The organism is Streptomyces sp. NPDC045021 (genome assembly GCF_056432645.1).
This window is the reverse complement of record NZ_JBWKIQ010000009.1, coordinates 41,940-63,601: the sequence shown is the minus strand read 5'-3', so window position 1 is coordinate 63,601 and position 21,662 is coordinate 41,940. Positions and strand designations below refer to the sequence as shown.

Sequence of the window (21,662 nt, the reverse complement as noted above, 5' to 3'; positions counted from 1 at the left end):
GCCCGCCGTCACGCCTCGACGGGACAGGGCCTGGGGATCCGGTGGGGTACGACGGCGGCCGGGCATGGCAGGAGTCCTCACTCAGGGTCCGCGCCCTGGTTCGACGTGACCGGCGGTTGAGAGTCTCCTGGCTCCCGGATCCGCGCACCCCGGGTCTTCCGGCCGATCGCTCGGCCGTGACGTTCGGGTTGGGGTGCACTCCCCGGTGACAGTGGCGGGACCGCGCCGGATTCACACCGGACTTCCTCTCCTACCGCCGTATGGCATCGGGCAGTCCACCACGTGCCGCGAACCCCGTCAACTCACCGTTGACCTGCGACGGAAGATGTGCGAAGGCCCACACCCGCGGGGTCGCGGATGCGGGCCTGCACTGATGGCGCGCCGTGGTCGCAAGACGATCAGGCGTTGATCGGTCGTCGGTCAGGCGACGATCAGGAAGATGCCGTACGCGACGGCCGCCGCGCAGAGCGCGAAGCACGCGTAGGCGCCGGTCCGGGTCAGGACGGCGGCACCGCTGGACGCGGCGGCCCCGTCCGTGCCGGACTCCCGCTTGGCGAGCCCGACGATGCCGAGGGTGAAGACGCCCACCAGCCCGATGGTCACCGCGAGGGTGACGCCGAGGACGGTACCGAGGGCCTGCCAGTCGATCTGCATGGTGCTGATTCCTTCCGGGCCGGGATCAGGCCGTGGCCGGTGCGGCGTCGGCGGGGGTGACGACGGCCGCGGGAGCCGGAATGGTCGCGGCGAGCGGGGCGACGAGGCCCGCCGGCGGCGGGGAGACGGCCGCGATGGCGGCGGTGACCGCGCCCTGCGGCTCGACCGGCAGCTCGTTGACGTTGCTGTGGTCGATGGGCTTGCGGCGCGAGGCGAGCCAGATCGCGGTGCAGGCGACGAGCGCCAGGACGGCGACCGCGGTGATGCCCCACGAGCCCTGGTCGGCCAGCAGCGCGGCACCGGCGGCCACCAGGCCGGCGGCGGGCAGCGTCAGGCCCCAGGCGGCGACCATGCGGCCGGCGGTGCTCCAGCGGACCACCGCGCCCTTGCGGCCGACGCCGGAACCCATCACGGAGCCCGAGCAGACCTGGGTGGTGGAGAGCGCGAAACCGAGGTGCGAGGAGGCCAGGATGGTGGCCGCGGCGCCGGTCTGGGCGGCGAAGCCCTGCGGCGCCTCGATGTCGGTGAGGCCCTTGCCCATGGTGCGGATGATCCGCCAGCCGCCGAGGTAGGTGCCGAGCGCGATGGCGGTGCCCGCCGAGACGATGACCCACATCGGCGGGTCGGCGTGCGGGGCGACGACTCCGCCGGTGATCAGCGCGAGGGTGATGACGCCCATGGTCTTCTGCGCGTCGTTGGTGCCGTGCGCGAGCGAGACCAGGCCGGCCGAGGCGATCTGCCCGGCCCGGTACCCCTTGGCGGTCGCCTTCGGGTCGCTGTTGCGGCCGATCCGGTAGGTGAGCCGGGTGGCGAGCATCGCCGCCAGGCCCGCGACGACCGGGGCGGCGAGCGCCGGGATCAGGACCTTCATGACGACCTTGTCGCCGTTGACGCCATGGGCGCCGACGGAGACCAGGGTCGCGCCGATGAGGCCGCCGAACAGTGCGTGGGAGGAGCTGGAGGGGAGTCCCGCCAGCCAGGTCAGCATGTTCCAGACGATGGCGCCGACCAGGCCCGCGAAGATGACTTCGGGCCGGATCCCGGCGCTCTCGTCGATGATGCCGCCGGAGATGGTCTTGGCGACTTCCACGGACAGGAAGGCGCCGACGAGGTTCAGCACGGCGGACATGGCCACCGCCGTCTTGGGCTTGAGTGCGCCGGTGGAGATGGTGGTAGCCATCGCGTTGGCGGTGTCGTGGAAACCGTTCGTGAAATCAAACACGAGAGCGGTCACGATCACGATTCCGATCAGGAGCGTGATGTGTTCCATTTACCCAGTCAATCGTTTGATAGGACAGTGGCGCTGGCGACCGTACGGAGCCTGGGTGAACGGAAGGTTAACTGACGGCGGCCGCATGGTGCCGGCGTCGCGGGGGGCGATTCTTCAAGCCAGTCCTGCCTGTTGGAAGCCCGGTCAGTGCCGTCCGGAGATCCGGTCCGCGACGCGTGCCACCCGGTCCGTTTCGCCGCTGCGGCCGGCCAGCTCGCGGCGGTCCGCCCCGCGGTAGGCCGCGTACATGCCGTGCACCCCGAGCCAGCGGAACGGCTCCGGTTCCCAGCGCCGCACCCGGTGGCCCACCCACGGCAGCGCGGTCAGTTCGGTGCCGTGGCCCTGACCCGAATCCAGCTGCACCAGATCGCGCAGCGTCCGCGCCGCCAGGTTCGCCGTCGCGACGCCGCTGCCGACGTAGCCGCCCGCCCAACCGAGCCCGGTGGCCCGGTCCAGTTCCACGCTCGCGCACCAGTCGCGCGGCACGCCCAGCACCCCTGACCAGGCATGTTCGATCGCGACCCCGGCGGTGGCCGGGAAGAAGCGGACGAGGATCTCGCGCAGCGCCTCGACCGTGGCCGCCTTCGTGCGCCCGTCGTTGTCCGTCCGTGAACCGAAGCGGTACGGCACCCCGCGCCCGCCCAGCGCGATCCGGTCGTCGGCCGTGCGCTGCGCGTACATGTACGCGTGTGCCATGTCGCCGAGGGTCTCGCGGCCCTCCCAGCCGATGGTGTTCCAGACCTGCTGCGGCAGCGGCTCGGTCGCGATCATCGAGGAGTTCATCGGCAGCCAGGACCGCTTCTGACCCTTGAGCGAGGCCGTGAAGCCCTCCGTGCAGCGCAGTACGTACGGGGCGCGGACCGTTCCGTACGGGGTGATCGCGTGTTTCGGCTTGATCTCGGTCACCGTGGTGGACTCGTGGATCACCACGCCCAGCGACTCGACGACCCTCGCCAGACCCTGCAGAAGCTTCACCGGATGTATACGAGCGCCGTGCGGCGTCCAGGTGCCGCCACAGGTCCCGGCGACCCGTATCCGCTCCGCGGACTCGCGCGCGCCCAGCAGCAGCCTGTCCTTCTCGCCGAAGGCGACCTCCGCCTCGTGGAACGCCTTCAGCCGGGCGAGCTGCGCGGGGGAGTGCGCGACCTCCAGCACCCCACCCTTGACGATGTCGGCGTCGATGCCCTCCTCGGCGGCGATCCGCACCACCTCGTCCACCGTCTCGTTCATCGCGTGCTGGAGCGCGACCGCGGCGTCGTGGCCGTGCAGCTTCGCGTACCGGTCGCGGCCCGCGATGCCGTTGTAGAGCCAGCCGCCGTTGCGCCCGGACGCCCCGTAGCCGCAGAACTTCTGCTCCAGCACCGTGATCCGCAGGAACGGCACGGCCTTCTTCAGGTAGTAGGCGGTCCACAGGCCCGTGTAGCCGCCGCCGACGATGCAGACGTCCGCGGTCGTGTCCCCCGGCAGTGGCTCGCGCGGCACGGGTATGCCGGTCTGCGAGTACCAGAAGGAGATGCCGCCGTTGACGGTGGTCATGATGCCCCTGCAATCCGTGTGCAATCCGGGTGCGGCCGTGGTGTGCGGCCGGTGGTGTGCGGGACGGTACTGCGCCCCGCGAGTACGCGGCAACGCCCAACCTGTAAGGATCGACGGATGCGCGATGCCATGGAGAAAGCCTGGTCGGAACTGGTCGCCACGGCCCGGCGCACGGTCACGGACGGCCTGGTGGTCGGTACGTCCGGCAATGTCTCGGTCCGGGTGGGCGATCTGGTGCTGGTGACCCCCACCGGCGTCCCGTACGACCGGCTCGGCCCCGTCGACGCCGTCGCCGTCGATCTGGACGGCCGACAGGTCTCCGGACGGCTGCGCCCCACCAGCGAGCTGCCGATGCACCTGGCCGTCTACCGCGGCACGGGCGCGCGGGCCGTCGTGCACACCCACGCGGTGCACGCCACGGCCGTTTCGACCCTGGTGGACGAACTTCCGGCGGTTCATTACATGGCGGCCGCGATGGGCGGCCGGATCCGGGTCGCCGGATACGCCCCCTACGGGACGGACGAGCTGGCCGCGCAGGTACTGCGGGCACTGCGGGACCGCAGCGGCTGCCTGATGCGCAACCACGGCACGCTCGTGTACGGCGACACACTGGAACAAGCGTACGACCGTACGGCGCAGCTGGAGTGGATGTGCCAGGTCTGGCTCGCCGCCCGCTCGGTGCCCGGACTGACCCCCGCCCTGCTCTCGGACGCCGAGCTGGACGCGGCGGGCGAGCAGCTGCGCGGCTACGGCCAGCCCGGCTGACACCTCCCGTCCGGCCCGGCCGACACCTCCCGTCCGGCCTTGCTCGCTGCCGTCCACTGGCCGCATCGCTCCACCCCGCCGACACTGGAACCGATGCGTATACGAACCGTGGCGGCCTTGACCGCCACCACCGTGCTCGGTGCCGGGGCGGTCGCTGTGGCGGCCGGCCGGTACGTGTCCGACCTCGCCCTCAGACCCTCCGTCGACGGCCCGGAGCCGGACGAGCGGCTCACCGTCCACGCCACCGCGGCGGGCCAGGTCACCCTGACCCGGGCCCTGGCCTCCCTGCGCAAGGGCGTCTACGGGCTCTCCGGCGACGGGGTGCACGCCGCGGTCGGCGAGGTGCTGTGGACGACCCCGGCCACGGTGGCCCGGCGGCTGGAGCGCGTGCACCGCGGCGCCCTCGATCCCGGCACCCAGATCCGGATGACAGCCCAGGTCCACGCGGGCAACCCCCGCGACGCCCTCGGCCTGGACTACGCCGAGGTGCTCGTACCCGGCGAACTCGGTCCGCTGCCCGCCTGGTTCGTCCCCGGCGCCCGCTCGACGTGGATCATCACCGTGCACGGCCTCGGCGCCACCCGCGAACTACCGCTCAACGTCCTGCCGGCCCTGCACGGCCACCGGTTCCCGGTGCTCGACCTCGCCTACCGCAACGACCCCGGCGCCCCGCCCTCACCGGACGGCCTCGGGCACTTCGGCGACACCGAATGGCGCGACCTGGACGCGGCGATGAAGTACGCCGTGGAGTACGGCGCCGAGCGGCTCGTGCTCTACGGGTGGTCGACCGGCGCGACGATGGCGCTGCGGGCCGCCGACCACTCGCCCCTCCGGGGTCGGATCAGCGGGCTGATCCTCGATTCACCCGTCCTGGACTGGAAGTCGACCGTGCGCGCCGCGGCGTTCTCCCACGGCGTACCAGGAGCGCTGGTACCGCTCGGGATCCGCGCCGCCGAGGGCCGCACCGGGCTGCATGCGGAACGCATCGCGGACGCCGCGGACCCCGCCCGGCTGAGCGTCCCCACGCTGGTCGTGCACGGCCCGGACGACACCCTCTCGTCCTGGTCAGGATCGCGCCAACTCGCCGCGAGGCGACCGGATCTGGTCACTCTGCACACCGTCCCCGGCGCCTCCCACAGCGCTATGTGGAATGTCGACCCGGCGTCGTACGAAGAGGCCCTGCGGCGCTTCCTGATCCCCCTGATGTAGCGCCCGGCGCGGAGGCCGGGGCGCGGCCCGGGGGGCGCCGCCCCGGAGCGCGTTTGGGAATCTGGGGCCTCACCCGGGAGACTGCTCCAGTGACGTCCCGTACTTCGCGAGACACTCCGCTCCGCCTTGTCCCCCGACGACCATCCCTGGCCTTCGCGGTGGGTGGCTCCGCCGCCCGCCCCGCGGCGGCAGCGCGGCGCTCCCGGCCGCCGCGACCGCCCGAGGGCACCCCTGCGCTGTCCGAGCTCGCACGCCAGGCGCGCGCCGAACTCGCCGACACGGTCCGCCTCGCGCGGTGGGCCGAAGCGGGCCCCGGCACGGCGGGCCCGACCGGGATACTTCCGGACGTCGACGTCCAGCAGGCAGCCGCCGAACTGGAGTTGACGGAACGGCAGATCCGGTCCGGCTGGGACCGGGCCCGGCTCGCCGGCCTGATCGAACTCCACCAGGGGGCCGCCCGCCCCGGCTGGCGGCTGCGCGCCTGGGACCGCGACAACACCGCCGTACTGCGCGGCTGGGTCGCGCTCTTCGACGCCTGGTCCCTCGCGCATCCCCCCGGCGATCCCGCCGAGGCGGACCCCTCGCTGGTGGCCGAGGTCGTCGAGGCCACCCCCCAGCTGCTCTCCTTCCTGCACCTCTCGTCGGGCCCGGTACCGGTCGACACCCTGCTGGACCTGCTGCGCCAGCGGGTCGCGGAGCTGCGCACCGAACGGCAGGAGCCGCCCGCCGACGGCGCGCACGACCCGCTGCCCGCGCTCCTGAACTGGGTGCTCGACGCCGTCACCGGCGTCGGCGCGCTGTATCCGCGCGACGCCTGCTCCGACGTCCAGGAGGCCGCGCTCACCCCGCTCGGCAACTGGGCGGTGTGGGTCAAGCTGGAACAGATCTGCGTGGCCGCCCAGGGCCCGGCCGGCCATATCGAGCAGTCCGCCGAGAAGATGCTGCGCGCCTGCGCGCGGCTCTCCCCGGGCCCGGCCCGCGCCGAGTACCGGGCCTGGCTCGCCGCCCGGCCCGTCGGCCTGGCCGTCGCCGAACTGCTGGAGACCGCCCGCGGTGAGGACGCGCTGCTGCGCGGCCTGGCCTTCGAGGCGCTCCGGGTGGTCGGAGCGCCCGCCGAGCCCGCCGTCCGCGCCTCCTCGGAGGACCCGACGCTGCGCCCGTACGCGCTGCTGTGGCTGGCCGAGCAGGACGGCGGCGACCCGGAGGCCGTCGCGGGGCTGCTGACCCGCGAGGAGACGGCCTGGCTGTGGGTGGACACCGCCGCGGCCGTCGCCGACCACGGCGAGGGGCAGCTGCTCGTCAGCCACCTCGACGCGGCGGTGGAGGGCTCGGTGCGGGCGCTCCTGGTGGAGATCCGCGGCGCGGGGCACCCCCGTACCGTCCAGGTGCTCGTGGCGCTGGCCGCCGCGCACCCGGACCCGGCGATCGCCAAGGCCGTCCGCCGGGCCGCCTTCCAGGTGCACACCGGCGGCGCCTGACAGCGGGTAACGACAGCGATCGACGACGGCCCGGCGGGAATCCCGCCGGGCCGTCGACGTCCCTCCCTGCCCGGACAGGTGGCGTCGTCGAACCGCACAGGTCGGGGTTGGGTGATGTGCCCCACAGTGGCGCCCCAGGACCGAACGGGCGAAGCCCGCCCCTGGCCCGCCCGTGTCGCCCCGTCGGCCGGCCACCGCGGGCTACCGTCGCGGTACATGTTCCCCAGCGCGCGCCGCTTCCTGCCCATCGCCGCCCTGCTGGTGCTCCTCCCGTCGGCCGTCGCCGCGCACCAGGCCCGGCCCGCCGCCTACGGGGACCTCGTCGCCCCCCGCCCGGCCGCCGCCGACCGGGCCCCGCGGCTGCTGGACGGGCGGGCCGTGACCGGGCACGGCTGGACGTACACCAGGACCGGCGGCCGCCCGCTGGCCGCCCGAGCCTTCCCCGGCCATGTCGTCGTCCTGTGGGACGACGGCCTGGTCACGGACAGTTCGCTGCCCGACGGCGGCGTGCGCTGGCACCGGGCGATCCCCGAGGCGGCCGGCTGGTTGGCCCGCCCCGAGGCCGGCAGGGGCGTCGGCGTGCTGCAGCCGCTCGACCGGGACGGCCGCATGATCGCCGTGGTCACCCCGCACCGGATCGCCGGCTACCGGGCGGCCGACGGCGACCTGCGCTGGGTGCTCCCGGCTCGGCCCGGCTGCGCTTTCCAGCCCTCCCGGGCGGTGCCCAGGGGCTCCGCCGTCGTCGTCGCCCAGCCCTGCGCGGATCCGCGCGCGGCCTGGACCAGCGAGCTGATCGCGGTCGACGGCCTCGGGCGCGTAGCACCTGACCGCACTCCCCTGGGCAACAAGCGGCTTGCCACACCCCGGTAGACTGGCCTGTATGGCAGTCCCTCTCGTTCATTAGCCGGCGGCGTACGACCTCCCCGCGCCCCTTTCTGTCGTTCGCCATGCCCTGGAGCTTTTCCCGTGATTACTGCCACTGGCCTCGAGCTGCGTGCTGGAGCCCGCATCCTCATCGAGTCCGCCTCCTTCCGTATCGCCAAGGGCGACCGCATCGGCCTCGTCGGCCGCAACGGCGCCGGCAAGACCACCCTCACCAAGGTCCTGGCCGGTGAGGGCCAGCCCGCCGGCGGCACTGTGACCCGCTCCGGCGAGGTCGGCTACCTCCCGCAGGACCCGCGCACCGGCGACCTCGAAACCCTCGCCCGCGACCGCATCCTCTCCGCCCGCGACCTGGACTCCGTCCTGCGCAAGATGCGGGAGAACGAGGAGCGGATGGCGAACGGCAAGGGCGCCACCCGCGAGAAGGCGATGCGGAAGTACTCCAATCTGGAGACCGAGTTCCTCACCAAGGGCGGCTACGCGGCCGAGGCCGAGGCGTCCACCATCGCCGCCGCCCTCGGACTGCCCGACCGGGTGCTCGGCCAGCCGCTGCACACCCTGTCCGGCGGCCAGCGCCGCCGGGTGGAGCTGGCCCGGATCCTGTTCTCCGACGCCGACACCCTGCTGCTCGACGAGCCGACCAACCACCTGGACGCGGACTCCATCGTCTGGCTGCGCGACTACCTCAAGACGTACCGCGGCGGCTTCATCGTGATCTCCCACGACATCCAGCTCGTGGAGACGGTCGTCAACAAGGTCTTCTACCTGGACGCCAACCGCACCCAGATCGACGTCTACAACATGGGCTGGAAGCTCTACCAGGCCCAGCGCGAGGCCGACGAGAAGCGCCGCAAGCGCGAGCGCAGCAACGCCGAGAAGAAGGCCGCGTCGCTCAACTCGCAGGCCGACAAGATGCGCGCCAAGGCCACCAAGACGGTCGCCGCGCAGAACATGGCCAAGCGCGCCGACCGGCTGCTGGCGGGCCTCGACGCCGTCCGCGTCTCGGACAAGGTCGCCAAGCTCCGCTTCCCGGACCCCGCGCCCTGCGGCAAGACCCCGCTGATGGCGAGCGGGCTGTCGAAGTCGTACGGATCGCTGGAGATCTTCACCGACGTCGACCTGGCCATCGACCGCGGCTCCCGGGTCGTCATCCTCGGCCTCAACGGCGCCGGCAAGACCACGCTGCTGCGCCTGCTGGCGGGCGTCGAGACGCCCGACACCGGGAAGGTCGAGCCGGGCCACGGCCTCAAGCTCGGCTACTACGCCCAGGAGCACGAGACCCTGGACCCCGAGCGCACGGTCCTGGAGAACATGCGCTCGGCCGCCCCGGACACCGACCTGGTCGAGATCCGCAAGATCCTCGGCTCGTTCCTGTTCTCCGGCGACGACGTCAACAAGCCGGCCGGCGTCCTGTCCGGCGGTGAGAAGACCCGGCTGGCGCTCGCCTCGCTGGTGGTCTCCAGCGCCAACGTGCTGCTGCTCGACGAGCCCACCAACAACCTCGACCCGGCCAGCCGCGAGGAGATCCTCGGCGCGCTGCACACCTTCAGCGGCGCCGTCGTCCTGGTGACGCACGACGAGGGCGCGGTGCACGCGCTGGCGCCCGAGAAGATCATCCTGCTGCCCGACGGTGTCGAGGACCTGTGGGGCGAGGACTACGCGGATCTGGTCTCGCTGGCCTGACCCGCACACCGCCCCCGTCGGCGGTGCGGCCCGATCCACCCCGCCTGATCACTTGGCAGTGGATCATTCGGCCTATGGGTGATCCATCATCTGTGTGAGACGAGCTCATACCGTGCCACCCCGTGGCGCGGTATGAGCTCCGCCCTGAGTCGATCAGTGGTGTGACGTCGGGAAACTCCTTACCGACCATGGATGACCTGCCGCTTTTCGCGGCGCCCGGACAAGTGTCCGGAAAGTGACGGACGGAATCGGGGATCTTCGCGCGCCACCCGGCCGCCGTGAAAAGGTCCTCGGTTCAAATGTTGTCGTACGGACCTTGCCGAATGGGTGGCCAGGAAGCCGCCTAGGGGTGATCATGAGAGTCCAGAGCGCACTTCCCTAGAGGAGGCACGGGTGGCCGAGACTCTGAAGAAGGGCAGCCGGGTAACCGGCGCCGCGCGCGAGAAGCTCGCGGCAGACCTGAAGAAGAAGTACGACTCCGGTGCGAGCATCCGGGCGTTGGCCGAAGAAACCGGCCGCTCCTATGGATTCGTGCATCGGATGCTCAGCGAGTCCGGCGTGACCTTGCGCGGTCGCGGCGGTGCAACACGAGGCAAGAAGGCCGCTACGGCCTGACGGGCAGGGCATCTCCCGCGACCCGGTTTCCCCAGCGTGCCCACCCGGTCGTCGACTGTGCCGACCGGGTGGTTACTCTTCGGTAATCAATTCCGCGGTTCGCTCGGAGGTGCCCGATGCCCGACCCCACCGTGCTGCTCGAGCGTGACGGAGTACGGCTCACCGCCGACGACTCCGTCGCGACCGTCACACTGTGCAATCCGGCCAAGCGCAATGCCCAGTCGCCCGCCCTGTGGCGAGCACTGGTCGAAGCAGGCCGGCTCCTGCCGGGCAGCGTGCGCATTGTCGTGCTCCGCGGCGAAGGGCAGTCCTTCTCCGCGGGACTCGACCGGCAGGCCTTCACGCCCGAGGGCTTCGACGGCGAGCCGTCGTTCATCGATCTCGCGCGCGGTTCCGACAAGGAACTCGACGCGACCATCGCCGAGTACCAGGAAGCGTTCACCTGGTGGCGGCGCAGCGACATCGTGACCATCGCCGCCGTACAGGGCCATGCGATCGGTGCCGGTTTCCAGCTCGCCCTCGCCTGCGATCTGCGGGTGTGTGCGGACGACGCGCAGTTCGCCATGCGCGAGACCAGCCTCGGACTGGTTCCCGACCTCGGTGGCACCAAGCCGCTGGTCGACCTCGTCGGCTATGCGCGGGCGCTGGAGATCTGCGCCACCGGGCGCTTCGTGCACGGTTCCGAGGCCGAGCGCCTCGGCCTCGCCAACCTGGTCGTCCCGGTCGCCGAGCTGGACGCCACGGTCCAGGACCTCGCCGCCGCGCTGCTCGGCGCGCCCCGCGACGCCGTCATCGAGACCAAGGCCCTGCTGCAGGGGGCCGTCGGCCGCTCCTACGAGGAGCAGCGCCCCGCCGAGCGCGCCGCCCAGGGCCGCCGGCTGCGCGATCTCGCCGGGGTCGGCGAGTAACTCCGTACGATGCGCGTCCGGTCGTGGTCACCCGATGGCGGTGACCACGACCGCCGTCGTCACCGGGCCAGGGGCACCGGGCGCCGCCGCCTTCGCGACCGCCTCGCCCACCGCGCGGGCCACGTCCAGGGCGCGGTGGCCGGGGACGACCGCGATCTGCACGCGTACCTCCCGGGCCGGCGGATCGCCGCCGTCGGCCGTGCGGATCCCGGACGCGAAGCCGCCGAGCCGTGAGGTCACCCGGGCGACACCGGGCACCAGGAGCGCGGCGGCGACCACCCCGTCACCGGCCGGCGCCGGTCCGGCCTCCACCAGCTCCTGGCCCGAAGCGATGCCAGCGCCCGCCGGACCCTCGACGGCGCGAGCCGGGTCGGCCGGGGGAAGGGCTCCGGGTCCGGCCGAAGGTTCCATCAGACCGGTGACGTCGAGATCCACCGAGGTGACGGCGAGTCCCAGCAGATCGTGGGCCGCACTCCACAGGGCCGCCCGCAACTGCTCCGCCGTCACCGGCAACGGCCGGTCGATGGCGGCCTCGAAGGACGCGGCCACGCAGAGCGGGCCGTGCGGCACCGCGCTCGGCGGAGTCAGCGCCGTGCCGTCACCCGTCTGCGCCGTGTCGTCGGCCCCCGGCTCCGGGCCGACGCGCAGGGCGCCGATCCGTACGCCGGTGAGCCCCGCCACCGCGCCGCGCAGCGCGTCGGCGGCCGCGCTCTCGGTGATCCAGGCACCGTCTCCGGCCCCGCCGAGTGGCAGCACGCGCCCGAACGCGATCTGCTCCCGTACCGCCCGGGCCAAACGGTCCACAGTCACCGGTCTCCGCCTCCTTCGCCGCGCACCACCCGAACGGCGGCGCACTCCACGCTTCCTGACCGCATCTCCCCGGCACGGCAGGGCATGCGCACATAGTGTGGTGCACGGAGCAGCCCAGACGAAGGGACGACTCGCGATGACCGAGACGGCACAGCGCAACATGTCCGAGCCGGACGGGCCAAATTCCGTGGGCGAGGGCAAGACACTGGACAAGGGCACGAGCGCGGGTGCCGGGACGTCCGGCCGGCGGGCGCCGCTGGGCGACCCCGCGACGCGCGGCCGGACCACCATCGCGGACGGTGTGGTGGAGAAGATCGCCGGGCTGGCCGCCCGCGATGTGCTGGGCGTGCACGCGATGGGCAGCGGTTTCGCCCGCACCTTCGGCGCCGTGCGGGACCGGGTGCCCGGCAGCAAGTCCGTCACCCGCGGTGTGAAGGCGGAGGTCGGCGAGGTGCAGACCGCGCTCGACCTGGACATCGTCGTCGAGTACGGGGTGTCGATCGTCGATGTGGCCCGCGCGGTGCGGGAGAACGTGATCGCCGCGGTCGAGCGGATGACCGGTCTGGAGGTCGTCGAGGTCAATGTCGCGGTCGGCGATGTGAAGCTGCCGGACGAGGACGACGAGGACGACCGGGAGCAGAGGGTCCAGTGACGACCGCGCGGACGGCTGGGACGGCGGCCGGCGGTGCCGGCGAGAGCGGTGAGGCGAGGACGGTGAGCGGACGATGAGAATGTCGCTGGTCGGACTGATCGTGGGCATGGCGCTCGGGTTCGCCGGGTACTTCGGCGGCTTCGGTGCGTTCCTGCTGGTGGCCGCGTTGGGCGCGGTCGGGTTCGTGGCCGGGAAGTTCGTGGACGGCGATCTGGAGCCCGGAGAGTTCTTCCGCAGCCGCGACCGGCGGCGGTGATGGCCGGTGCCGCCCCGGCCCCGCTGCCGGCCGCGGAGCGCGGCGCGCTCAGGATCGCGGACCGGGTGGTGGCGAAGATCGCCGCGCGGGCCGCGCGCGAGGTGCTCGCTGAGGTCCCGGAAACCGCACTGGTGCCGCCGGACCGTACGCCGCACGCGTCGGTCTCGGTGCGCAAGGAGACCGCGCGGGTGCGGTTGTCGGTGGAACTGGGCTATCCGGGTGACCTCGGCACGGTCTGCGGCTCGGTCCGCCGCCATGTCGCGGACCGGGTGAGGGCGTTGACGGGTATGGAGGTACCTGAGGTCGCCGTCGAGATCGAGCGCCTGCACTCCGCGACGGCGCGGCAGCAGGGCGAAGGGAGGGTGCTGTGAGCGAGACCGGGGCAGAACCCGATCCCGAGGGCACGACGCGGCAGCTGCCGGTTCTCGGGCCCCACGAGCCGGACGGGCCCGGCACCGAGCCCCCCGCCGAACCGCCGGCCGGCCGGGCCGGCCGGTTCTGGTCGGAGCGCAGGGTGCCCGCGGCGCTGACCGCGCTGGTGGTGCTCGGAGCGGCCGGGATCCTGCTCTACGACATCGCCGCGGTCCGCACCGACCGCACCGCGATGAGCTGGCGGCCGCGGCTGGCCCACGAACTGGCCACCCGGCCGCTGGACAACGTGCTCGTCGTCACCGCCGCGGCGGCCGCCGCGGTGATCGGCCTGTGGCTGATCGTCCTGGCCGTCACCCCCGGTCTGCGCGGCATCCTGCCGATGCGGCGCAGCACGACCGGGGTACGCGCCGGGCTGGACCGGCACGCGGCGGAACTCACGCTGCGCGACCGGGCGATGGAGGTCTCCGGCGTGCACACCGTCCGGGTCCGCGTCGGCCGCCGCCACATCACCGCCCGCGCCGCGTCCCACTTCCGCGACCTGGACGAAGTACGGGCCGACCTGGACACCGCCCTGGCCGAGGGCCTCGTCCAACTCGGGCTGGCCCGACCGCCCAGCCTGGGCGTCCACGTCCAGCGAGCCCAGAAGGGCTGATCCGCCCATGCGCAGCTCCCTCAACCGGACCCTGCTGGCACTGACCGGCCTGCTCCTGCTGATCGCCGGACTGGCGGTGCTGGTCGGCAGCCTGGACCTGCAGCGCCGCTGGGGATTCACGCTGCCCACCTGGTGGCCCTTCGACGGCCCCAAGGACGTGCTGCTCACCGACCGCGACCGCACCCGCTACCGCGGCGACGGCTGGTGGTGGCCCACCGTCCTGGCCGTCCTGGGTGTGCTGGTGCTGACCGCCCTGTGGTGGTTCCTGGCCCAGTTCCGCAGCCACCGGCTGCGCCAGCTGCGCATCGACAGCCGCGACGGCCAGGACGCCGTCCTGCGCGGCCGGGCGCTGGAGGACATCCTGGTCACCGAGACCGAGGCGCTGCCCGGTGTGGACCGGGCCGGAGCCACTCTCACCGGCAAGCGCAGCTCACCCCACGCGCGCCTCACGCTCGCCCTGGCCCCCCACGCGGCCCCCGACACCGTCGTCTCCCGCCTGGACACCGACATCCTGCGACGCGCCGGCGACTCCGCGGGACTCGACCACCTCCCGGCCGAGGCACGCCTGCGCGCCGTCAAGCACCGCGCCAGCCGCGTCAACTGACCGGCGCGCGGCTCTTCCGCCGGACTTGCCCGGCCGGACGGTGCCGCGGGTCAGAAGCCGTGCTGGGCGCCGCCGTCGACGGGGAGCATGATGCCGGTCAGGTACGAGGCGGCGGGGGAGAGCAGGAACGCCGCGGCCCGGCCGAACTCCTCGGGGGTTCCGTAGCGGCGCAGCGGGATCGTGGCGCTGTGCCGGGCGCGGGCCGCCGCCGCGTCGCCGCTGAGGGCGTCCAGTTCCGCCACCCGCTCGGTGTCGATCCGGGAGGGCAGCAGCCCCACGACGCGGATTCCGCGCGGGCCCAGCTCGTTGGCGAGGTTCTTGGCGAAGCCGGCCAGCCCCGGCCGCAGCCCATTGGAGACCGTCAGCCCGGGGATCGGCTCGTACACCGACCCGGAGAGCACGAAGCCGATCACGCCGCCCTCGCCGAGCGCCGCCGCGGCGGCGCGGGCGAGCCGTACCGCACCGAGGAAGACCGTCTCGAAGGCGTCGCGCCACTGGTCGTCCGTGACGGCCTCGGAGAGGCCGACGGCCGGGCCGCCGACGCTGATCAGCACGCCGTCCAGCCGCCCGAACTCCTCGCGGGCGGCGCCGATGAGCCGGTCGGGGGTGTCCGCGCCGGTGTTGTCCGCGGCCATTCCGATCGTGTTCCCAGGGCCGCCCAGCGTCGCGGCCGCGGCATCCGCAGATTCCTGCGAGCGCCCGGAGACCACCAGCTTCGCACCGTCGGCCGCCAGCTCGCGCGCGGCGGCCAGGCCCAGCCCGCGGGTGGCTCCGGTGACGACGTACACCCGGTCCTTCAGTCCCAGATCCATGCGCTCATACTCCCTTAGGGACCCCGGACAGGCCCAGCGCGGTGTTGACGAGCCCGATGTGGCTGAAGGCCTGCGGGAAGTTGCCGAGTTGGCGGCGGGCGACCGGGTCCCACTCCTCGGAGAGCAGCCCGACGTCGTTGCGCAGGTTCAGCAGATGCCCGAACAACTCGCGGGCCTCCCGCTCCCGGCCGGTCGCGTGCAGCGCGTCGGCGAGCCAGAACGAGCAGGCCAGGAAGGCGCCCTCCTCGCCGGGCAGGCCGTCCACGGCCTTCTCGTCGAGGGTGTAGCGGCGGACGAGACCGCCGTGGTCCAGTTCCCGGCGCACCGCGTCGACCGTGCCGATCACGCGCGGATCGGAGGCGGCCAGGAATCCGACCTGGGGGATGAGCAGCGTCGCCGCGTCGAGCTGGGCGGAGCCGTAGAACTGGGTGAACGTGTTGCGCTCGTTGTCGTAGCCGCGCTTGCACACCTCCAGGTGCACCTGGTCGCGCATGGCCCGCCAGCCTGCCAGGTCGCCGCCGCGCTTCGGCAGCGCCTCCAGGGTGCGCACCGCGCGGTCCGCGGCGACCCACGCCATCACCTTGGAGTGCACGAAGTGCCGGCGCGGCCCGCGGACCTCCCACAGGCCCTCGTCCGGCTCGCGCCAGTTGGACTCCAGGAAGTCCATCAGGGCGCGCTGCAGGCTCCAGGCGTGGTGGTCGTCGGACAGTCCGCTGTTCCGGGCCAGGTAGAGGGAGTCGAGCACCTCGCCGTAGACGTCGAGCTGCAGCTGGCCCGCCGCGGCGTTGCCGATCCGGACCGGGGCGGACGCCTCGTACCCGGACAGCCACGGCACCTCGTACTCGGGCAGCCGCCGCTCACCGGAGATCCCGTACATGATCTGCAGGTCGGCGGGGTCTCCGGCGACCGCGCGCAGCAGCCAGTCACGCCACTTCGAGGCTTCCTGGAGGTAGCCGCTGGAGACCAGCGCGTTGAGCGTCAGCGTGGCGTCGCGGAGCCAGCAGAAGCGGTAGTCCCAGTTGCGCACACCGCCGATCTCCTCCGGCAGCGAGGTGGTGACGGCCGCGGCGATCCCGCCGGTCGGCGCGTAGGTCAGCGCCTTGAGGGTGATCAGGGAGCGCAGCACGGCCTCGCGCCAGGGGCCGTCGTAGGTGCACTGCGCCGACCACTTCTCCCAGTCCTCGATGCCGTGGGCCAGCGCCTCGTACGGGTCGACCCGGCGCGGCCGGGTCTCGTGCGACGGGTGCCAGGTGAGGACGAAGGCGACTCTCTCGCCCGCCGAGACGGAGAAGTCGGCGTAGGTGCAGAAGTCCTTGCCGTACATCGGCAGGGTCGGCGGATAGCTGCGCAGCCAGACCGAGTCGGGTCCGGCGACCGCGATGCGGTGGCCCTCGGCCCGCCGCATCCAGGGCACGATGCTGCCGTAGTCGAAGCGCAGCCGCAGCTCGCCGCGCATCTGCACCGTGCCGGAGATCCCCTCCACGATCCGCATGACATCGGGGGCCCGGTCGCGCTGCGGCATGAAGTCGATGACCTTGACCGTGCCGGAGGCGGTCTCCCAGAACGTCTCCAGCACCAGGGTGTCACCGCGGTACGCGCGCCGGGTGCACAGGTCCGCGCCGGCCGGGGCGATCCGCCAGGCGCCGTTCTCCTCGTCCCCGAGCAGCGCCGCGAAGCACGCGGCGGAGTCGAAGCGCGGCAGGCAGAGCCAGTCGATGGAGCCGTCCTTGCCGACCAGTGCCGCGGTCTGCAGATCACCGATGAGCGCGTAGTCCTCGATCAGTCCTGGCACCGGCCCGCCTTTCGTCCACACTGCTGCTCGTAGCGTGCCGGGGACGCCGTCAGACCGCGACCGGAACGCTCTTCTGTGTCTCCTGCCCGGAGATCCGCTCCTTGCGCTCGCGGCGCACCAGGATGACCCAGCCGACCGGGACCATCGCCGAGAACAGCCACCACTGGATCGCGTACGCCATGTGCGGGCCGATGCTGGAGTCGTCCGGTTCGGGGATCAGTTCGGGCTGGGCGCCGGCGGGCCTGGGGGAGGTGGTGGCCAGCTCCAGGTAGCCGCCGAGCAGCGGCTGCGGGCTGGTCTTCGTCAGGTCGGCCGAGTTGATGAGCATGATCATGCGGTCCGGCAGACCGCTCTTGTTCCTGATCCCGGTGGTCGAACTGGTCTCGTCGGGGCGGAGCCGTCCGGTGACGGTGATCTCGCCGGACTCGGCGGCCGGGATCTTCGGCAGGGCGGTCAGCCCACCGTCGGCGTCGATCCAGCCCCGGTTCACCAGGATCGCCCGGCCGTCGTCCAGCACCAGCGGGGTGATGACGTGGTAACCGTTCTTCTGGCCGTCGGCGGCGGTGCGCTGGCGGGCGACGACCTCGTGCGCGGTGTCGTAGTGGCCGGTCGCGCTGACCGACCGGTACAGGTCCTTGCGGGGTACGGCTTTGCCCGGCGCGGCCAGCTGCTCCACCGGAACGGCGGCGGCCTTGACGTTCTGGCTGATCAGGTGGTTGTTGGCCACCCGGTGCTCGTGGCGGTGCAGCTGCCAGTAGCCCAGCTTGATCATCGTGGGAATCATGACCAGGCCGAGCAGCGTGAGGATCACCCACTGGCGGGAGAGCAGAAAGCGGTACACCCCACGACCGTACTCGGTCGCGGGGTGCCCGCCGGTAGGGGGTCGGTGGGGACGGATCAGGACATGGGGGCGGAGCCGACACGGTCGACGACGCCCTGCGCGCCCTCGGCCTTGGCGCAGTGCGCACTGCAGTACCAGCGGCCGTCGGCCTCGACGCCGTGGCCGACGATCTGCACCCGGCAGTGCTCACAGATGGGCGCCATGCGGTGGATGGCGCATTCGAAGCTGTCGAAGACATGCACCGCCCCCTGGGCGTGCACCTCGAAGCTCATGACGTAGTCGTTTCCGCACACTTCACAACGGGCCATGGGGCACAGATTGCGGGGCGCGGGCGCGGTGGGCAACAGGTGGCCGGGCGCGTCGCCGCCGCGCCACTCGATCAGCCGTGTACCCCCGGCGCCGGAGTCACCGCCTTGAGGAGTTCCGCGAAGCGCCGCTCGTCGATGACGGGGGTGCCGAACGCGCGGGCCTTGGCGGCCTTGCTCGTGGGGGAGTCCGGGTCGTTGGTGACGAGCAGGCTGGTGAGCCGGCTCACGCTGGACGCGACATGCAGCCCGGCGTCGGTCGCCCGGTCCTCCAGCAGCTCGCGGTCGATCCCGGTGTCACCGGAGAACGCCACCCGCATGCCCTGCGTCAGCGGGCCGTCGGGCGCCATCCGGCCCGGGTTGGGGTACGGGCAGGACGGCCGCTTGCGCGCCGGGCGCCAGCTGCTGGGACGGTACGAGCCGTACGATCCGGCGGACGGCGCGGGGCGGGCCGCCGGCACGCTGCCCTCGGTCCATTCGGTGAGCGGCCGGCAGGTGTGCAGCGGCAGCGGCAGGCCGGCCGCGGCCGCCAGGTGCAGGCTGGGGCGGAACGTCTCGGCGAGCACCCGCGCGTCGTCCAGGGCGTGGTGGGCGCGCTGCTGGACGACGCCGTAGTGCGCGGCGAGCGACGCCAGCTTGTGGTTGGCCAGCGGCAGCCGGAGCTCCTTGGCCAGCACGATGGTGCACAGCCGCTGCTCGACGGGGGCGGTGGACTGCGCCCGCGCGTACTCGCGGGCCAGCATCGACCAGTCGAAGACCGCGTTGTGCGCGACCAGGACCCGGCCGGCCAGCCGCTCGGCCAGCTCGGCGGCGATCTCCGGGAAGACCGGTGCGTCGGCGAGCATCGCGCCGGTCAGCCCGTGGATCCACACCGGGCCCGGATCGCGCAGCGGGTTGACCGGTGAGTACCAGTGGTCCTGGACCTCGCCCCGGGCGTCCAACCGGTAGACGGCGGCGGACACTATCCGGTCGTCGCGGCCGAGACCGGTGGTCTCGACGTCCACCACGGCGTATCCGTCGGGGTACGCGGCGGGCCACGGGGACGGGGAGGCGGTCGGCTCGGTGCGGTTGTCCAGCATGGTCACTGAGAATAAGGGGCGACGCTGACACTCAGGTACGCAGCAGGGAGCCGACCAGGGCGCGCGTGGTGGTGGTGAAGAGGCGTTCGGGGTCGGGCGGGGCGGCCAGCGCGCGCGCCAGCGCCGGGTCGTGGCCGGCCGCGGCGGTGTCCCACAAGTCCTGTTCCGCGGGGCTCTGGGCGGGGGAACGTTCGCGGTTCCGTTCGACCAGCACGAAGCCGATGACGTGGAACTCGATGGCGCGCAGCGCCTCGGCGGCCCGCGCCCCGCGCAGCCCCGCGCCGTGCAGCTCGTGTACCAGGGCCTGCTGGGCGGGGAGGAACATCAGCTCGGTGAGGCCGCGTTCGTGCACCATCGCGATCAGGTGCGGCCGGTCGCGCAGCATCCGGCGCTGGGCGCGGGCGATGGACAGCACCCGGTCGAGCGGGCCGCGGCCGGTGGGCGCGATGGCGCCCATCTCCCGCACGGTGCGGGCCACCAGCTCGTCCAGCAGCGATTCGCGGTTGCCCACATGCCAGTAGATCGAGGTGACCGCCGTGCCCAGTTCGGCCGCGAGCTTACGCATGGTCAGTGCCTCGGGGCCGAGCTGCCGGACAAGTGCGGCAGCGGCGTCGAGAACATCGTCGCGGGTCAGGGCGGTGCGCGGCATGGTGCTCCCATTGTGGACCGTGCACGCCTATTTACCCTTCGAGCGCGTCGGTGTAACTGTGTTACAGAGCTCGTCCCGAATCTCTCATGACTGACCCGTGTGACTGACCCGTTGACTGACCTGAACGAAGGGCGGCACGACATGGCGCGAGTACGGTACGGCCCGCGGAGCGAAGCGGAAATGCTGGCGGCGAAGGCGGGCGGCGGCAAGCTCCCCGACATCTGGTCGACGGGGGTGGTGGCGGTCTGGGAGACCGACCCGGACGTGGTGGCGCAGGTCCTGCCGCCGCCGCTCAAGGCGGGGGAACGGCCCCTGGTGCGGGTGAACATCAGCCGCGTCGACCTGTTCGGGCACCCGCTGGGCGCCGGCTCGGTCGCGGTCTCCGCGCGGCACGACGGCGTCGAGGGCTGGTACCCGCTGGTGATGCCCATGACGACCGAACGGGCGCTGATCGGCGGCCGGGAGGTCTTCGGCGAACCGAAGAAGCTCGGCGAGGTCACCGTGGAGCGGGTCGGCGACGTCGTGATGGCGAAACTCGCCCGGCACGGCATCGCGTTCGTCGAGGTCGCCGGCGCGGTCAGCGGCGAGCTGCCGCTGCCGGGGGTCACCGAGAAGACCGACTTCTACTTCAAGTTCCTGCCGGCGGTGGACGGCAACGGCTTCGACGGCGATCCGGTGCTCGTGCGCTGCACCCGGCACGAACGGGTGCGCAAGCTCGAAGCGATGACCGGCAGCGTGGTGCTGCGCGAGTCCGCGTACGACCCGGTCGCCGACCTCGCGGTGCGCCGGCTCGTCGAGATCACCATCGGCGAGAAGACCAGCGACCAGTCGGGCCAGGTCGTCGAACGGGTCAGCGCGCAGGCGCTGCTGCCCTACATCCACCAGCGCTACGACGACGTCCAGCAAATCCTCGACGCGCCCCACCGGGAGGCCTGATGGACCTGCTGGCCGGACAGACGGCCGTGGTGACCGGCGCCGCGAGTGGCATCGGCTACGCCATGGCGGAACGGTTCGCCGCGGAAGGGCTGAAGGTGGTCCTCGCCGACGTGGAGGAGGGCGCGCTCGACAAGGCCGTCGAGCGGCTGCGGGAGGACGGCGCCGAGGCCGTCGGGCAGCTCACCGACGTGAGCGACCGCGCCTCCGTCGAGGCGCTCGCCGAGGCCGCGTACCGGGCCTACGGCGCCGTCCACGTGCTGTGCAACAACGCGGGGGTCGGCTCCGGGGCCGAGGGCCGGATGTGGGAGCACGACCCCAAGGACTGGCAGTGGGCGTTCTCGGTCAACGTGTGGGGCGTCTTCCACGGCATCCAGGCGTTCCTGCCCCGGATGCTCGCGGCAGGAGAGCCGGGACACGTGGTCAACACCTCCTCGGGCGACGGCGGGATCGCCCCGCTGCCGACCGCCTCCGTGTACGCGGTCACCAAGGCCGCCGTGGTGACGATGACGGAGTCGCTCTACGCCCATCTCAAGGCCGAACGCGCGGCCATCGGCGCCTCCGTGCTCTTCCCCGGCCCGCACATGCTCCGCACCGGCCTGTGGGAGTCGCACCGCAACCGGCCGGAGCGGTACGCCAAGTCCGCGCCGCGCCGCACTCCGTACCGCAGCCTCGACCAGTGGGAGGCCGCGATGAAGGAGGCCGGGCACGAGGTGACGTTCACCCCCGTGGAGCAGGTCGCCGCGTTCGTGGCGGACGGCATCCGCGCGGGCCGCTTCTGGATGCTCCCGGACAGCGACCGCACCGACGCCCAGATCCGCGCACGCTCGCAATCGATGCTCGACCGGGCCGACCCGGGTTATCTGGAGAACTTCATTCTCGACTGAGCGAGGGGACAGGAGACA

Annotated in this window: 24 protein-coding genes and 1 riboswitch; of the genes, 14 read left to right on the top strand and 10 right to left on the bottom strand. The window is 72.6% G+C overall.

The genetic code is table 11. The features are described from left to right. Positions 1 to 100: 100 nt before the first annotated feature. Positions 101 to 295, bottom strand: a riboswitch (cobalamin riboswitch). A 125-nt stretch (positions 296 to 420) separates the two neighbouring features. From AC07DC_RS25770 to AC07DC_RS25760, 3 genes are all read right to left on the bottom strand, one after another. Next, complete coding sequence (locus AC07DC_RS25770) at positions 421 to 654, bottom strand: hypothetical protein (RefSeq protein ID WP_478916857.1); 234 nt, start codon at positions 652 to 654, stop codon at positions 421 to 423. Between the two features lie 25 nt (positions 655 to 679). Next, positions 680 to 1,924: an inorganic phosphate transporter gene (locus tag AC07DC_RS25765; protein ID WP_478916856.1), complete on the bottom strand. Its 1,245-nt coding sequence runs from the start codon at positions 1,922 to 1,924 to the stop codon at positions 680 to 682. A gap of 144 nt (positions 1,925 to 2,068) precedes the next feature. Then, the gene (locus tag AC07DC_RS25760) at positions 2,069 to 3,460 is read right to left on the bottom strand and encodes an NAD(P)/FAD-dependent oxidoreductase (protein WP_478916855.1); all 1,392 of its coding nucleotides are present in this window, start codon (positions 3,458 to 3,460) and stop codon (positions 2,069 to 2,071) included. 117 nt (positions 3,461 to 3,577) lie between these two features. Here AC07DC_RS25760 and AC07DC_RS25755 point away from each other — a divergent pair, with 117 nt between their 5' ends. The 7 genes from AC07DC_RS25755 to AC07DC_RS25725 all read left to right on the top strand — a co-directional run bounded on the left by AC07DC_RS25755 (position 3,578) and on the right by AC07DC_RS25725 (position 11,000). After that, positions 3,578 to 4,225 carry a class II aldolase/adducin family protein gene (locus AC07DC_RS25755; protein WP_478916854.1) on the top strand — a complete coding sequence of 216 codons (648 nt, stop codon included), beginning with the start codon at positions 3,578 to 3,580 and terminating at the stop codon, positions 4,223 to 4,225. 93 nt (positions 4,226 to 4,318) lie between these two features. After that, positions 4,319 to 5,434, top strand: a complete 1,116-nt coding sequence (locus AC07DC_RS25750) for an alpha/beta hydrolase family protein (RefSeq protein WP_478916853.1) — start codon at positions 4,319 to 4,321, stop codon at positions 5,432 to 5,434. Between the two features lie 89 nt (positions 5,435 to 5,523). Next, positions 5,524 to 6,912 (top strand): hypothetical protein, encoded by a 1,389-nt coding sequence (locus tag AC07DC_RS25745; protein WP_478916852.1) that lies wholly within the window; start codon positions 5,524 to 5,526, stop codon positions 6,910 to 6,912. Between the two features lie 216 nt (positions 6,913 to 7,128). Continuing rightward, complete coding sequence (locus tag AC07DC_RS25740; RefSeq protein ID WP_478916851.1) at positions 7,129 to 7,782, top strand: hypothetical protein; 654 nt, start codon at positions 7,129 to 7,131, stop codon at positions 7,780 to 7,782. A 96-nt stretch (positions 7,783 to 7,878) separates the two neighbouring features. Continuing rightward, positions 7,879 to 9,477 (top strand): ABC-F family ATP-binding cassette domain-containing protein, encoded by a 1,599-nt coding sequence (locus tag AC07DC_RS25735; protein WP_478916850.1) that lies wholly within the window; start codon positions 7,879 to 7,881, stop codon positions 9,475 to 9,477. A 393-nt stretch (positions 9,478 to 9,870) separates the two neighbouring features. Then, positions 9,871 to 10,092, top strand: a complete 222-nt coding sequence (locus tag AC07DC_RS25730; RefSeq protein ID WP_188281871.1) for a helix-turn-helix domain-containing protein — start codon at positions 9,871 to 9,873, stop codon at positions 10,090 to 10,092. A 116-nt stretch (positions 10,093 to 10,208) separates the two neighbouring features. Further along, positions 10,209 to 11,000, top strand: a complete 792-nt coding sequence (locus tag AC07DC_RS25725; RefSeq protein WP_478916849.1) for an enoyl-CoA hydratase/isomerase family protein — start codon at positions 10,209 to 10,211, stop codon at positions 10,998 to 11,000. Positions 11,001 to 11,027: 27 nt separating this feature from the next. Here the strand turns inward: AC07DC_RS25725 and AC07DC_RS25720 are convergent, their stop codons facing one another. Continuing rightward, the gene (locus AC07DC_RS25720; RefSeq protein WP_478916848.1) at positions 11,028 to 11,810 is read right to left on the bottom strand and encodes a hypothetical protein; all 783 of its coding nucleotides are present in this window, start codon (positions 11,808 to 11,810) and stop codon (positions 11,028 to 11,030) included. 136 nt (positions 11,811 to 11,946) lie between these two features. On the opposite strand from AC07DC_RS25720, the gene AC07DC_RS25715 reads away from it, so the two are divergent. From AC07DC_RS25715 to amaP, 5 genes are all read left to right on the top strand, one after another. Beyond that, positions 11,947 to 12,462 carry an Asp23/Gls24 family envelope stress response protein gene (locus AC07DC_RS25715; protein WP_478916847.1) on the top strand — a complete coding sequence of 172 codons (516 nt, stop codon included), beginning with the start codon at positions 11,947 to 11,949 and terminating at the stop codon, positions 12,460 to 12,462. A gap of 73 nt (positions 12,463 to 12,535) precedes the next feature. Beyond that, entirely contained in the window at positions 12,536 to 12,718 is a 183-nt protein-coding gene (locus AC07DC_RS25710; RefSeq protein ID WP_138354999.1) for a hypothetical protein, read from the top strand. Then, a complete protein-coding gene (locus tag AC07DC_RS25705; RefSeq protein WP_478916846.1) occupies positions 12,718 to 13,089 on the top strand; it encodes an Asp23/Gls24 family envelope stress response protein in 372 nt (123 codons plus the stop codon). The genes AC07DC_RS25710 and AC07DC_RS25705 overlap by 1 nt, the downstream gene beginning before the upstream one ends. Beyond that, entirely contained in the window at positions 13,086 to 13,742 is a 657-nt protein-coding gene (locus tag AC07DC_RS25700) for a DUF6286 domain-containing protein (protein WP_478916845.1), read from the top strand. Before AC07DC_RS25705 ends, AC07DC_RS25700 begins: the two co-directional genes overlap by 4 nt. Positions 13,743 to 13,749: 7 nt before the next feature. Then, on the top strand, positions 13,750 to 14,346 hold the full coding sequence (gene amaP / locus AC07DC_RS25695) for an alkaline shock response membrane anchor protein AmaP (protein ID WP_478916844.1): 597 nt from the start codon (positions 13,750 to 13,752) through the stop codon (positions 14,344 to 14,346). A gap of 50 nt (positions 14,347 to 14,396) precedes the next feature. On the opposite strand, the gene AC07DC_RS25690 is transcribed toward amaP, so the two are convergent. The 6 genes from AC07DC_RS25690 to AC07DC_RS25665 all read right to left on the bottom strand — a co-directional run bounded on the left by AC07DC_RS25690 (position 14,397) and on the right by AC07DC_RS25665 (position 19,824). Beyond that, positions 14,397 to 15,158 (bottom strand): SDR family oxidoreductase, encoded by a 762-nt coding sequence (locus AC07DC_RS25690; RefSeq protein ID WP_478916843.1) that lies wholly within the window; start codon positions 15,156 to 15,158, stop codon positions 14,397 to 14,399. Positions 15,159 to 15,162: 4 nt separating this feature from the next. Then, the gene (locus tag AC07DC_RS25685) at positions 15,163 to 16,971 is read right to left on the bottom strand and encodes a glycoside hydrolase family 15 protein (protein WP_478916842.1); all 1,809 of its coding nucleotides are present in this window, start codon (positions 16,969 to 16,971) and stop codon (positions 15,163 to 15,165) included. Positions 16,972 to 16,999: 28 nt separating this feature from the next. Beyond that, positions 17,000 to 17,791, bottom strand: coding sequence for an SURF1 family cytochrome oxidase biogenesis protein (locus tag AC07DC_RS25680; RefSeq protein WP_478916841.1), 792 nt, complete (start codon positions 17,789 to 17,791; stop codon positions 17,000 to 17,002). A 56-nt stretch (positions 17,792 to 17,847) separates the two neighbouring features. Continuing rightward, on the bottom strand, positions 17,848 to 18,099 hold the full coding sequence (locus AC07DC_RS25675; RefSeq protein WP_478916840.1) for a hypothetical protein: 252 nt from the start codon (positions 18,097 to 18,099) through the stop codon (positions 17,848 to 17,850). 71 nt (positions 18,100 to 18,170) lie between these two features. Beyond that, positions 18,171 to 19,175, bottom strand: a complete 1,005-nt coding sequence (locus tag AC07DC_RS25670) for a DEDDh family exonuclease (RefSeq protein ID WP_478916839.1) — start codon at positions 19,173 to 19,175, stop codon at positions 18,171 to 18,173. 31 nt (positions 19,176 to 19,206) lie between these two features. After that, positions 19,207 to 19,824, bottom strand: coding sequence for a TetR/AcrR family transcriptional regulator (locus tag AC07DC_RS25665; RefSeq protein WP_478916838.1), 618 nt, complete (start codon positions 19,822 to 19,824; stop codon positions 19,207 to 19,209). A 141-nt stretch (positions 19,825 to 19,965) separates the two neighbouring features. On the opposite strand from AC07DC_RS25665, the gene AC07DC_RS25660 reads away from it, so the two are divergent. Together AC07DC_RS25660 and AC07DC_RS25655 are read left to right on the top strand one after the other, a co-directional pair. After that, the gene (locus AC07DC_RS25660; RefSeq protein WP_478916837.1) at positions 19,966 to 20,760 is read left to right on the top strand and encodes an acetoacetate decarboxylase family protein; all 795 of its coding nucleotides are present in this window, start codon (positions 19,966 to 19,968) and stop codon (positions 20,758 to 20,760) included. Then, on the top strand, positions 20,760 to 21,644 hold the full coding sequence (locus tag AC07DC_RS25655) for an SDR family NAD(P)-dependent oxidoreductase (RefSeq protein WP_478916836.1): 885 nt from the start codon (positions 20,760 to 20,762) through the stop codon (positions 21,642 to 21,644). Before AC07DC_RS25660 ends, AC07DC_RS25655 begins: the two co-directional genes overlap by 1 nt. Positions 21,645 to 21,662 lie beyond the last annotated feature (18 nt).